The sequence below is a fragment of the Paenibacillus sp. J31R30 genome (assembly GCF_059692115.1).
Window position 1 is genome coordinate 110,379 of record NZ_JCAUAV010000005.1, and the last position, 12,354, is coordinate 122,732.

The following is a 12,354-nucleotide window of genomic DNA, read 5'->3' on the forward strand; positions in this document are numbered from 1 at the left end:
CTCATGACCAATCCGTATACAAATCAGTGCGGCGGTCGCGCCAAGTAGTGACGGAGCCCCGCTCCCGAACGAGTGTCAGCAGCGAGAGGTCAAGGTCGGCAGTCACGACCATATCGCCGTTAATCTCACCCTCGACTAAGATGCCTTTGGGCGGAAAGGGCACATCATTTGGCGTAATCACAGCAGCCTGTCCGAAATTCGCCCTCATGAAATCAACCGTTGGCAATGCACCAACCGTCCCTGTTGTTACGACGTAGATTTGATTCTCAATCGTCCGAGCGTGACAAGTGTAACGTACCCGATGGAATCCATGCCGATCATCTGTACAGGAAGGAGCGAACAGCACATCAGCGCCACGCGCTCTAGCCATCCGCACGATTTCTGGGAATTCCACGTCATAGCAGACCAGAATAGCAATTCTGCCTTTATCCGTATCAAAAACCTGCAGCGAATCCCCAGCACCCATCCCCCATTCCTTTACTTCGGTCGGGGTAATATGCAGCTTCTTTTGCTCGCCAATTCGTCCATCTGGATAGAATAAGAACGCGGTGTTGTACAGCTTGCCACCCTCTGTCGTAATGTGCGTGCCGCCAATCAAATGCATGCCCGTTTGCTGAGCAAGTCCTTGAAATAAGTCGCGATAGGCCTCTGTAAAAGAAGGCAACGCCTCGATCGGCAATGCTTTGCCGTTCTCATCGCCAATGGACATGAGCTGCGTAGTGAACAACTCCGGAAACAGCACGAAATCCGCTTCAAACTCCTGCGCCACCTTCACGTAATGCTCCACCTGTGCGGCAAACTCCTCGAAACTGCTTATTGTATGTAAATGATACTGAACAGCTGATACTCGCATTTTCACTGTGCAACTCTCCTCACTTCAAAATGATAGGATGAATGCTTTTTTACTAGACCAACTCTTACAGCCGCACCAACACCCTGCCTCTTACCTTGCCTTCCAACACCAGCCGCGCTGCCTCGGCAACGCCGTCTAACGCCACTTCCCTATACACCGTCTGCTCCAGCAGCCGTGGCTTCAGCTCCGTTGCCATCCGCTCCCAGAGCGTCTTACGCAGGGCTGCTGGGCAATAGACGGAATCAATGCCGAGTACATTCACACCGCGCAGGATAAAAGGATACACCGTCGCCGCAAAATCCACGCCGCCCGTCAATCCACTCAGCGCCACGGAGGCGCCGTATTTCATCCGACTGAGCACGTACGCGAGCGACGGACCTCCGACAGGATCAACTGCGCCAGCCCAATACTCCTTGCTGATCGGCTTGCATTCGGCAGGCGAGAGCTCCTCCCGCGAAAGTACGCGCGTCGCCCCAAGTTCAAGCAAATACGCGTGGTCAACGGACTTTCCTGTGCTCGCTTCCACTTCGTAGCCGAGGGCGGCGAGCATCGAGACGCTGCTGCTGCCCACACCACCCGTTGCCCCGCGCACGAGCACGGGTCCCTGCTCCTTGCGCAGCCCATTCTGCTCCATTCGGTGAATGGACAGGGCTGCTGTCAATCCCGCCGTGCCGAGGATCATCGCTTCGCGATGCGTCAATCCCTGCGGGAGTGGCACAACCCAATCGGCGGGGACACGCGCATACGCGCTGAACCCGCCGAAATGCCCTGTGCCCAGCTCGTAGCTGGTCACGAGCACCTCATCGCCCTCGCGATAGCGGGGATCTGACGAGGCCACGACCGTACCCGCCAAATCGATGCCAGGTACCATGGGGTACTGGCGGATCACCCGCCCCGATGGGCTGCAGGCCATCGCATCTTTATAATTAATGCCGGAGTACGCGACGCGAATCGTCACTTCCCCAGCAGGCAAATCCGCAATGCGCAGTTCTTTTATTTTGCAAGAAAACTGATCCTGTATTCGCTCCACGACTAATGCGCTAAAGCTATCCATATTTACGCCCCCCTACTGCCTAACATCACTTCACCTGATTCTTTTAGTTTACTAAATTTTGTAACTCGTTGCCATTGCAACCCTATGACAGCCCACGTGGATGTGATACCATTAAATCGACAATATCTCCAATAATCCTACAAATGACGGAGTACGACTCATGCATCCTACCTTAACCATGTTCATTTCAATCATCGCAACCTCGGGTGTTTTTACAACCTTTCTGTGTATATATGCTTTTATCAAGCGCAAAGAGATACCCGGCGCCTATACTTTCGTCATCTATACAGCTACACAAGCTATTTATATCTTTGCTCACGCTTTTGAAATGGCAAGCGATACGTTAGTCGAGGTGAAAATTTGGACGATCTTCGAGTATATTGGCATCGGGGCTGCGCCTGCCATTGGCTTACTCATTGTCATGCAGTATGTTGGTTTGAAACTGACTCGTAAAAGGATAGGGGCGCTCCTCCTTATTCCAACGATTACCTTCATCATGGTGATAACGAATGATTTTCATCATTTGTTTTATAAAGATATGTATTTTCGCGAAAATGCCCCCTTCCCCACAACCGACGTCGTCATCGGGCAATATTACATCGTTCACGGGGCTTATATATTCGGATGCATGTTGGCGGCCGTCGTGCTGCTCTTGCGCAGATGGCGTCAAACAAAGAAAGCCTACCGTTTGCAACTGGTGACCTTAATCATGGGGCAGTTCATGCCGATGACAGGTGCATTCATTTATTTGATGGGCCTAACACCTTATGGCATTGATCCTGTGCCGATGATTCTTTGTATAACTTCTGCCATGTACATCTGGGCGATTGTGTCCACAAGAATGCTGACGGTTATTCCGATTGCGAAGGATCATATTTTTGAAAGCATGCGAGAAGGTGCTGTTGTGTTGGATTCAGCAGATCGGCTTGTTGACCTTAACGGTGCGATCAGCACAATGTTTCCAGGCTTAACGATGGACATGCTCGGGTTAACACTTGATGAAGCGTGGATTCGGTTATCGGGTACGCCGTTTCCAGTGGCGCGATTACAAGATGGTGCGCAAGAAGAATTTGTTTGGCTCGCCGCAGATGGCAAGGAGTTCTCTTACCAAATCCGTTCCTCCGTTGTACGGGGGCGCAGTGCGGAGCCGATTGGGAGCCTGCTGATGCTGATCGACATTACAGAGCAAAAGCTGCTCCAAGATCAATTAAAACAACTAGCCTATTATGATGGCTTAACGAAGCTATTGAATCGTACGGAATTTATCCGACGCAGCAAGGTGATGTTGGAAGAAGCGCAGAAACACCATACGCTTACAAGCATCCTGCTCTTCGACATTGATCATTTCAAAAGCATCAATGATACCTACGGGCACGATGTTGGCGACCTCGCCATTCAGCACGTGGTTGGCATTGCCAAGCGAATTGAAACTGAAGTGCTTGGCGTGCTTCTAGCTCGCTACGGTGGCGAGGAGTTTGTCATCGCCATACCTTCCTGTTCGCTAGATTACGCAGCTCGGGCAGCGGAGCGGATTCGCGCACAGCTCGAGGAGGAGCCGATGCGCGGGAGCTATGGCTCAATTGCCGTGACAGCCAGCTTCGGACTCTCGCAGGCAAGCCATCACGGAGATACTTTGGAGAACCTTCTGAAGTACGCAGACATGGCCTTGTATCAGGCGAAACGAGCGGGCCGAAATCAGATTCTCGTGTTTGAACAGCATGTTGTGGCGGGAAGTGGCAGCGAGTAAGCGTTGTCAGCTGAGTAAAGAGTAACACGGGACAACCACCAGCACCCTCTCCATCTGAGAAATGCAATAGTGCAACCTTTCTCTATCAAATAGGCGATTTCAGCTAAAATTGATGCAAAAAGGCATCAATTTCTGCATTTTCAGCTCTGGTTAGGCATTTGCGACACCAAAGGATGCCTTTTTGCATGTATTTACAATGTTGAAGAGAATTCCCCTGAAAAGGATGCTCTTTTGCATTTTTGCCATTTGCCACCTGTGAACCCAACATAGATCAGGGGTAAGCTTCGCTTCCCCCAAAAAAAGGGAGTTCCCATTCGCGGGAACTCCCTTTCTGTTGCGGCCGGAACGATACTTCCCGGCCTGGCCGTCAAAGCGAACTAGCCTGGCTGAATTGGTTGGCATACAAGTCATAATAATGCCCGCGACGAGCCAGCAGCTCCTCGTGCGTACCGCGCTCCACGATCTCGCCGCCGTGTATGACCAGAATCGCACTCGCTTCGCGGATCGTGCTAAGACGATGGGCGATCACGAAGCTCGTGCGCCCTTTCATTAACACGCCCATCGCCTGCTGGATGTGCAGTTCCGTGCGTGTGTCGACGGAGCTCGTCGCCTCGTCGAGCACGAGAATCGCGGGGTCGGCGAGAATCGCCCGCGCGATTGTGAGCAGCTGCCGCTGGCCCTGACTCAAGTTACCGCCGCCGGCGGTCAACTTGGCGTCATAGCCATTAGGCAGCTTGCGAATGAACCCGTCCGCGTTGGCAAGCTTCGCGGCGGTCTCTACTTCTTCGTCCGTCGCGTCCAAGCGGCCGAAGCGGATATTTTCTCGGATCGTATCCGAGAAAAGGTAAACATCCTGCAGCACAATGCCAAGTTGGCTGCGTAAGCTGTCTTTTTCCATATCGCGAATGTCGAGACCATCGATTGTAATACGACCCTCATTTACCTCGTAGAAGCGAGTCAGCAGATTGATAATCGTCGTTTTCCCTGCTCCAGTGGGACCGACTAAGGCGATCAGATCACCTGGCTCTGCGGTGAACGAAACCTCTTGAAGCGTAGGCACATCGTCGGTGTAAGCGAAGGAAACGTTGTGGAAAATGACTTCACCTTTGACATCTATGAGCTGTGAAGCCCCCTCTTTTGAATCGTATTCCGTCTCATTATCCATCACTTCAAACACACGCTCCGCCCCCGCAATACCCGACTGAATCATATTGTACTGGTTGGCGAGATCGTTGATCGGACGGCTGAATTGTTTGGAATAGTTCAAGAAGCTGATGATCACGCCAACCATCGTCCATCCCTTCAGCACCATCCAGCCACCAATGGCCGCTAATAAAATGAAGCTAAAATGGTTGATCATATTCATGCTCGGCCCCATCATACCCGAAAGTTGTTGAGCACTTGTGCCAGCTACACGAAGCTGCTTGTTAATCGCATCGAGTTGATCGACAGCGGCGGCTTCGCGGCGGAACGTTTTCACAACCTTTTGCCCAGAAATCGTCTCCTCAATTAAGCCATTTAGCTCACCTAACCGCTGCTGCTGCTCTTTGAACAAGCGCTGTGTATGTTTCGTGATTTGCTTGGTGGTGAAGAGAACGATCGGAACCGTGATTAGCGCGATCAGCGTAAGCCAAATATTCAAAGTAATCATCATGATCAAAGACCCGACAATCATAATGATACTGGTCATGATTTGCGTTAAATTTTGACTGAGCGTGGTTGCAACGTTATCGACATCATTGGTCGTGCGGCTCATGAGTTCCCCGTGAGAGGTCTTATCAAAATAACTAATAGGCAGCTTGTGCAGGTGACGAAACAAATCCTGTCTCATTTGCCAAACGGTCCGCTGGGAAACCCCAGCAATCAGATAGGATTGGATCCAAGATGCGGCTCCGCTGACGACGTAACAACCGAGCAGCAGGAGGCAAAGCCCCAATAGTCCGCTCCGATCTCGCGGTATGATATAATCGTCAATCGCGACGCCAATTAGATAGGGTCCGAGCAGGGCAAGGCCGCTGCCGAGTACCGTCAGGATCGCAACGGTGAGCAGCCCAGCACGTTGAAGTCGAAGGTAGCCCCACATGCGCAGAAGGGTTGCGCCGATGTTCTTTGCGCGTGGTTTTTGTTTTTTAGCCATGAAGGGCAGCCTCCTTCCCTTGCTGGGAGTTGTAAATCTCTTGGTACAGCGCGCTTGTCGCCATCAGCTCCTCATGCGTTCCTCGTGCAGCGATGCGTCCCTCTTCCAAGACAAGAATTTGATCGGCCTGCAGGACCGATGAGACACGCTGCGCGATAATGATGCGGGTGCTGCCAGCCATTATCTCTTGCAGGGAACGCTGAATGCGTTTCTCCGTACCAAGATCAATTGCGCTGGTGCTGTCATCAAGCACAAGCAGTGGCGAGCGTAAAAGCAAAGCCCGTGCGAGCGCAATCCGCTGCTTCTGACCGCCAGAAAGGTTAACGCCACGCTGTCCCAGCTTGGCCTCGTAGCCCTCAGGCAGCTTGCGGATAAAGCTATCCGCTTCTGCTGCTTGGGCGGCTGCCTCCATCTCTGCATCTGACGCCTCCGGCTTGCCGAAAAGAATGTTGTCGCGAATCGTCCCGCTAAACAAAATGGATTGCTGCAGCACAATCCCAATCTGGCTACGCAGATGCTCGACAGGCAGCTCTTTCACATCCACGCCATTCAGACGAATATATCCGCTGGAAGCCTCGTAAAGTCGGGGAATTAAGCTAACAAGTGTGGATTTACCGGAACCTGTCGCCCCAAGAATCCCAATCGTTTGCCCTGGCAGAGCCTTGAACGAAATATCCTTGAGAATAGGCTGGTCGGGCGCCGTTTCGTACACAAATGATACCCGCTCAAATTCCAACTCACAGCCTACCGGTGGGGATGAGGTTGGTGTTTCTAGCGCCTCAGGTTTATCCAGAGCAGGCTCATTCGGATCCACCTTCGTATCGAGCACTTCACGAATGCGTTCGGCAGAAACCTGCGCACGTGAGATGTTCATCAGCGTATTGCTGATGGAAACCAGCGAAAACAACACTTGGCTAATATAGATGATGAACGCAGCCAAATCACCAATGGCCATCGAACCGCTCCATGTTTGGGCGCCTCCGAACCAGAGAACGGCTACGATACTCACGTTCAAAATCAACGTCATCAGCGGTCCGCTTGTAGCTAAAGCGCGTGCGGAGCTAAGACTGGCGTTCAGCAGATCCGTGTTCGCTTTGCCAAAACGAGTCCGCTCGAAGGCAGCGCGTACAAAAGCTTTGATCACACGAATCCCTGTGGTGCTCTCCTGCATAACCGTGTTCACGCGATCGATCTTCGTCTGCATCTGGCGAAAAAGCGGCGTAGACCGTTTCATCAATACATACAGAATGACGAATTGGATGGGTACGACGGCCAGAAGAATTAATGAAAGTCGCGGTGAAATGACGACGGCCATGATGATACTGCCAATAAGCAACGATGCTTCACGTATGAATTGACGCAATAGAATTTGCAGGATATTCAGCATTTGCATCACATCGCTAGTCAAACGTGTGATCAGAGATCCGGTTGAGAATGTATCCAATTGTCGGAACGACAAGGATTGAACCTTCTCGAAAACGCTAATCCGCAGGTCAGCGCCAAAGCTTTGAGCGGCTTTCACCGTGTAAAATGTACAGCCCACTCCGCCTATGAGACCAATGAGGGCAACGCCCAACATATGTAAGCCTGTCGACCAAACCAACGCGAGATTTCCCTCAGCAACCCCGTGATTCACAATAGTCGCCATAAGTCGAGGCTGCGATAAATCCATGCATACCTCCATCACCATCAGCAAGGGAGCAAGCAGCGTTATGAACCAGTAAGGTTTAACAAACGATCGTAGTTTCCACATGGCATGATGTCCTTTCCTTTGTTTGTCGGCTAACTAATTTACTCATCTTTGGGGCGAAGATTATCTTTCATTTGAAGCAGAAGACGGCGAAGTAGCAGCATTTCCTCTGGCAGAAAATGTGAAAAAGTGATCTCATCTGTCGTCTTGATCGCCTCTTTGACATGGACGGTGACTTCCTTCCCCTTCTCGGTCAGGTAGACACGCGTCACCCTTTGGTCGTTCTCGTCAGGGCGGCGTTCGACGAGGCCCGTTTTTTCCATCCGGTCCACCATGACGGACAGAGTGGCGCGTTTATTGTGAATGCGAGCGGCAAGCTCGCTATGGCTAAGTCCATCCTCTACGGACAAAGCAAGAAGTAACGGGGGCTGCCCTGGATAAACATCATAGGGATGAATGATTTGATCGATTGTATGTCGGTGCATTTTCAGCAAATGTGACATCAAATGCGTAAGCGATTCTGGATTATGGTGACGTGACAACAGAGCACTCCCCTTTTAGTTAGTCGGCTAATCAATAGTTTAGATAGATCAGCTCGTCCTGTCAATATGAGATTTAGCCATTTCACGTTGTTGCGGGCACTACGGATTTGAAGGATTAGTAGGGCAAGATGAGGATTGGGTGGGGTGCTGGCTGGTGGAGGACGGGAAGTTAAAGTAGCCCAGTTACCGCAGCCACGCGCATACCACCTCGCACGAGCACAAAAAATCCCTGGTCCACCGACCAGGGATTCCGCACTAACTTACTGCTGCGCGAAGCCTGCCGCAGCCAAAAACCGTCCGAACGCCGCTTGACCGGCTTCGTCTCTCTTGAAGACGCCTGCGTCGAGCAGGACGTCCATGAACTTGCTGCCGACCTCGGTCTGCAGCACCGCATTCGCCGCGTCGGCCGACAACGCCGCGCCATGCTTCGCGAGCAGCGCCGCGATCCAATCCGCATGCTTATGCAGCGGATGTCCTGCGTCGCTCAGCGTCTCGCGGCTTAGCTCGGCTTCGCCCGTGAGCAGCTTGGCGATGTCCGCCAGCTCCTCTTGCAGGCGGCCTGGCAGCACTGCCAGCCCCATGACCTCAATCAAGCCGATGTTTTCCTTCTTGATGTGGTGCAAGTGCTGATGCGGATGGAAGATGCCATCCGGATGCTCTACGCTCGTGCGGTTGTTCCGCAGCACGAGATCAAGCTCGTACTCGCCGCGCGCATTGTTGCGGGCGATCGGCGTGATCGTGTTATGCGGGATCCGCTGTCCGTCCTTCTCGCTGAACGCGAGGATGTCCGCTTCCGCATCACTGTAGGCACGCCAGTCTTCGAGCAACTTGCTAGCCAGCTTGTACAGCTGCTGCTTGTTATGCCCGCTCAGGCGCAGCACCGACATCGGCCACTTCACAATAGCGGCCTTCACGCTTGCAAACTCCGCATGTGAGAATGCTTTCTCACTAGGCGCTTTTTCCATAGGGAACTTGTGGCGTCCCCCTTGGAAATGATCGTGGTTCAGGATGGATCCCCCGACGATCGGCAGGTCCGCATTGGACCCGATGAAGTAATGCGGGAATTGCTCGATAAAGTCTAGCAAACGGTAGAACGTATTCGCCGTTGTTTTCATCGGAATATGCTTCTCATGGAAGATAATGCTGTGCTCGTTGTAGTATACGTAAGGTGAATACTGCAGGTACCACTTCTCGTTATCCAACTCGAGTGGGATGACGCGTAGATTCTGTCTAGCCGGGTGATTCACACGGCCTGCATAGCCCAGATTGTCTACGCAAAGTAGACATAGGGGGTAGCTGCTTTGTGGCAGCGTTTTGAGCAGCGCAATCTCCTTCGGATCCTTCTCCGGCTTGGAGAGGTTGATCGTGATTTCCAAATTCCCGTAGGCCGTTTCAGCTAGCCAGTAGGCATTCTTGGCAATACGATCCATCCGAATGTAGTTAGAGTTGATGGACTGCTTGTAAAAATACTCCGTCGCCGCTTCAACATTCTTCGTCTTAGCCAGTGTCCAGAATTGGCGCACCACTTCGGAAGGACGAGGCATCATCAGCCCCATAATGCGTGCATCCAGCAAATCGCGGTATGTCGTCGTATTCTCTTCCAGTAGTCCCGCTTCCCAAGCTGCATCCAACAGCTCTTCCAGCAAACCAACTGGACTGCTCAATTTCTCCGCAGGCACTTCGCCTTGGAAAGGCTCCGCCAGTCCGAACAGATCCAGCAAAGCATTGCGCGAGGTATAGACATCCAGCTGTTCGATCAACCCATTCTGGGTGGCGAATAGCAGAAGTCTTTCTATCGTTAACGCTGCGTATTGCGGCGTTTGTCGTGTGCGTTCCATCATGCCACTCCCCTTTCTCCTAAATAGTCCGAAATTTCCCACTTATACGCACCCTATCCGCCTCAAAAGGTAAGATAGTTCGATTTCGCCGAACTAATCGGCCATATTTCATGATGACAGCTGGTTTAGGGCCTTTTAAGTGGGTGAAATCGAACTAATAGCTCTCAATCCCGCCCACAGCTGTAATTAAGTAGGCAAAATCGAACTATTCCCTTAAAGTTCGACTTACAAACTCGTCACTTCCGCCGCATACCCCTTCGGGTGCTTCTGGTGCCAGTTCCACGCGCTCTCGATGATTGCTTCCAAGGAATCCAAAGCCGGCTTCCAGCCAAGCTCCGCTCTTGCACGCTCTGAGGAGGCAATCAGCGTTGCGGGGTCGCCCGCTCTACGAGGCTCAACAACCGCAGGGATCGCATGGCCTGTGACTTTGCGCGCGATATCGATCACTTGCTTCACGGAGAAGCCCGTGCCATTGCCAAGGTTGTAAATGTTGCTGTCCGCACCGCCACGCAGCTTCTCTACTGCAAGCACGTGTGCGCTCGCTAGATCGCTAACGTGGATATAGTCACGTACGCAAGTGCCGTCTTCTGTCGCATAATCCTCGCCGAAAATCGAGATGTGCGCTCGTTGACCCAACGCGACCTGCAAAATAATCGGAATCAGATGCGTTTCCGGGCTGTGGTCTTCACCGATTTTGCCGCCAGCATGTGCGCCAGCTGCATTGAAATATCGCAATGACACATATTTGATACCATGCGCAGTGTCGAACCATTTCATCATTTTTTCCATCGCCAGCTTCGTTTCGCCGTACGTATTCGTTGGCAAAGTACGATCGCTTTCCAGGATTGGAATGTTCTCAGGCTCGCCATACGTGGCAGCCGTCGAAGAAAATACGATGCGTTTTACGCCGTATTGTGTCATTTTTTCAAGTAAGCAAAGCGTGCCGTACACGTTGTTGTGGTAGTATTTCGCCGGATTGGTCATGCTCTCACCAACAAGAGAATTCGCTGCAAAATGAATAATGGCATCGATATTATTTTCAGCAAAAACTGTATCCATAAACTCCCCGTCGCGCAGATCCCCAACGTATAGCTTACCGCCAAGCACCGCGTCCTTGTGACCTTGCTGCAAATTGTCAACGATAACGACTTCCTCGCCTTTGGCCAAAAGCTCTGCTACCGCATGCGATCCGATATATCCCGCTCCACCAGTAACTAGAATTGCCATTTACAACGCCTCCTCAAGTTGCTCTACACCGTTGCCAATATCACATACGTAGAAGCTTGGTGTAAGCCCTGTAATTTCTGTATACTCCGCGCCGACTTGATCAATAAACGTTTGAACGCTGTCTTCATGCACCAAGGAAACCGTACAACCGCCGAAGCCTGCACCCGTCATCCGCGCACCAAGTACACCTGGCACTTTCAACGCTGCTGCTACCATCGTATCGAGCTCCACGCCCGTCACTTCATACAGGTCACGCAGGGAATCGTGGGATCCGATCATCAGCTTACCGAAGGATTCAAGGTCATTCTTTTCAAGTACTTCGATAGATTTCAAAACACGGTCAATCTCTTCCACAACATGCTCCGCTCTGCGACGAACGGTTTCGTCTGAGATCAGATGTTTATATTCGTTAAACTGCTCAAGGTTCAGTTGACCTAGCAGTGTGATGTCTGGGAATTGCTTTTGCAAGTAGGTCACCGCCTGCTCGCATTGGCTTCTTCTCTCATTGTAGGCGGAGTCGACGAGACCTCTGCGTTTGTTCGTGTTGCCGATCACCAGCTTATAGCTGCCGCTTTGAAAAGGAACATGACGATACTCGAGCGTATCGCACATTAGCAAGATCGCGTTGTCCTTCTTACCATTCGCTACAGCGAATTGGTCCATGATGCCGCAATTGACGCCGACGAATTGGTTCTCTGTTTTTTGAGCGAGAAGCGCGATTTTGACGGTATCGATCGGATATTTCTCTAGCGTCAGCAAGCCGAAGGCTGTAACAACTTCGATGGAAGCCGAGGAGGAAAGACCTGCACCATTCGGGATTTCACCGTGGAACAATAGATCGTACCCCTGTGTAACTGGGAAGCCTTCTTTGGCCAAATGGAAGAAGATCCCTTTCGGATAATTGATCCAGTCATCCGCTTCTTGATAGGACAAGTCATCTATGGAAATTTGTTTGCGCAGTGCCAAATTGGTGGACGCGAAGCCGATTACACGATCTTGTCTTGGACGAATGATCAAGGTCGTTCCGAACGTCAAAGCTGCCGGGAATACATAACCGCCGTTATAATCCGTATGCTCGCCGATCAAATTCACTCGACCAGGAGCGTGAAATGCTGAAATCTTCGCTGCCGTTTCTCCGTAAATTTCAATAAACGTGTCTTTTAGAGCTTGCAAATCTGCCATGTGTGGCACCGCCTTTAGTGGTTTTGGTATGTTTACTTGGTTTCATTCAAAATTAGTTGTGTAAGTTAATAACTTAAGTATAAG

9 protein-coding genes are annotated in these 12,354 nt (G+C 51.5%); 1 reads left to right on the plus strand and 8 read right to left on the minus strand.

All coding sequences use genetic code 11. The annotated features are described in order from the left end of the window. Position 1: 1 nt before the first annotated feature. Complete coding sequence (locus tag AC58QO_RS19250) at positions 2 to 859, minus strand: carbon-nitrogen hydrolase family protein (RefSeq protein WP_497268328.1); 858 nt, start codon at positions 857 to 859, stop codon at positions 2 to 4. A gap of 58 nt (positions 860 to 917) precedes the next feature. After that, positions 918 to 1,907 (minus strand): acrylyl-CoA reductase family protein, encoded by a 990-nt coding sequence (locus AC58QO_RS19255; protein ID WP_497268330.1) that lies wholly within the window; start codon positions 1,905 to 1,907, stop codon positions 918 to 920. 160 nt (positions 1,908 to 2,067) lie between these two features. On the opposite strand from AC58QO_RS19255, the gene AC58QO_RS19260 reads away from it, so the two are divergent. After that, positions 2,068 to 3,654 (plus strand): histidine kinase N-terminal 7TM domain-containing diguanylate cyclase, encoded by a 1,587-nt coding sequence (locus tag AC58QO_RS19260; RefSeq protein ID WP_497268331.1) that lies wholly within the window; start codon positions 2,068 to 2,070, stop codon positions 3,652 to 3,654. A gap of 367 nt (positions 3,655 to 4,021) precedes the next feature. On the opposite strand, the gene AC58QO_RS19265 is transcribed toward AC58QO_RS19260, so the two are convergent. The 6 genes from AC58QO_RS19265 to AC58QO_RS19290 form a co-directional block, all read right to left on the minus strand. Next, the gene (locus tag AC58QO_RS19265; protein WP_497268333.1) at positions 4,022 to 5,791 is read right to left on the minus strand and encodes an ABC transporter ATP-binding protein; all 1,770 of its coding nucleotides are present in this window, start codon (positions 5,789 to 5,791) and stop codon (positions 4,022 to 4,024) included. Further along, on the minus strand, positions 5,784 to 7,544 hold the full coding sequence (locus tag AC58QO_RS19270) for an ABC transporter ATP-binding protein (protein ID WP_497268335.1): 1,761 nt from the start codon (positions 7,542 to 7,544) through the stop codon (positions 5,784 to 5,786). Before AC58QO_RS19270 ends, AC58QO_RS19265 begins: the two co-directional genes overlap by 8 nt. A gap of 38 nt (positions 7,545 to 7,582) precedes the next feature. Next, positions 7,583 to 8,023, minus strand: coding sequence for a MarR family winged helix-turn-helix transcriptional regulator (locus AC58QO_RS19275; protein ID WP_497268337.1), 441 nt, complete (start codon positions 8,021 to 8,023; stop codon positions 7,583 to 7,585). A 260-nt stretch (positions 8,024 to 8,283) separates the two neighbouring features. Next, entirely contained in the window at positions 8,284 to 9,864 is a 1,581-nt protein-coding gene (locus AC58QO_RS19280) for a UDP-glucose--hexose-1-phosphate uridylyltransferase (RefSeq protein WP_497268339.1), read from the minus strand. A 222-nt stretch (positions 9,865 to 10,086) separates the two neighbouring features. Next, positions 10,087 to 11,088 (minus strand): UDP-glucose 4-epimerase GalE, encoded by a 1,002-nt coding sequence (gene galE / locus AC58QO_RS19285; RefSeq protein WP_497268341.1) that lies wholly within the window; start codon positions 11,086 to 11,088, stop codon positions 10,087 to 10,089. Then, positions 11,089 to 12,270: a galactokinase gene (locus AC58QO_RS19290; RefSeq protein WP_497268343.1), complete on the minus strand. Its 1,182-nt coding sequence runs from the start codon at positions 12,268 to 12,270 to the stop codon at positions 11,089 to 11,091. Positions 12,271 to 12,354 lie beyond the last annotated feature (84 nt).

Bases quoted from the DNA above. Each gene is read 5' to 3' on its own strand.
- AC58QO_RS19255 (WP_497268330.1), bottom strand. From the start codon at position 1,907: ATGGATAGCTTTAGCGCATTAGTCGTGGAGCGAATACAGGATCAGTTT.
- AC58QO_RS19260 (WP_497268331.1), top strand. From the start codon at position 2,068: ATGCATCCTACCTTAACCATGTTCATTTCAATCATCGCAACCTCGGGT.
- AC58QO_RS19265 (WP_497268333.1), bottom strand. From the start codon at position 5,791: ATGGCTAAAAAACAAAAACCACGCGCAAAGAACATCGGCGCAACCCTT.
- AC58QO_RS19270 (WP_497268335.1), bottom strand. From the start codon at position 7,544: ATGTGGAAACTACGATCGTTTGTTAAACCTTACTGGTTCATAACGCTG.
- AC58QO_RS19280 (WP_497268339.1), bottom strand. From the start codon at position 9,864: ATGATGGAACGCACACGACAAACGCCGCAATACGCAGCGTTAACGATA.
- galE (WP_497268341.1), bottom strand. From the start codon at position 11,088: ATGGCAATTCTAGTTACTGGTGGAGCGGGATATATCGGATCGCATGCG.
- AC58QO_RS19290 (WP_497268343.1), bottom strand. From the start codon at position 12,270: ATGGCAGATTTGCAAGCTCTAAAAGACACGTTTATTGAAATTTACGGA.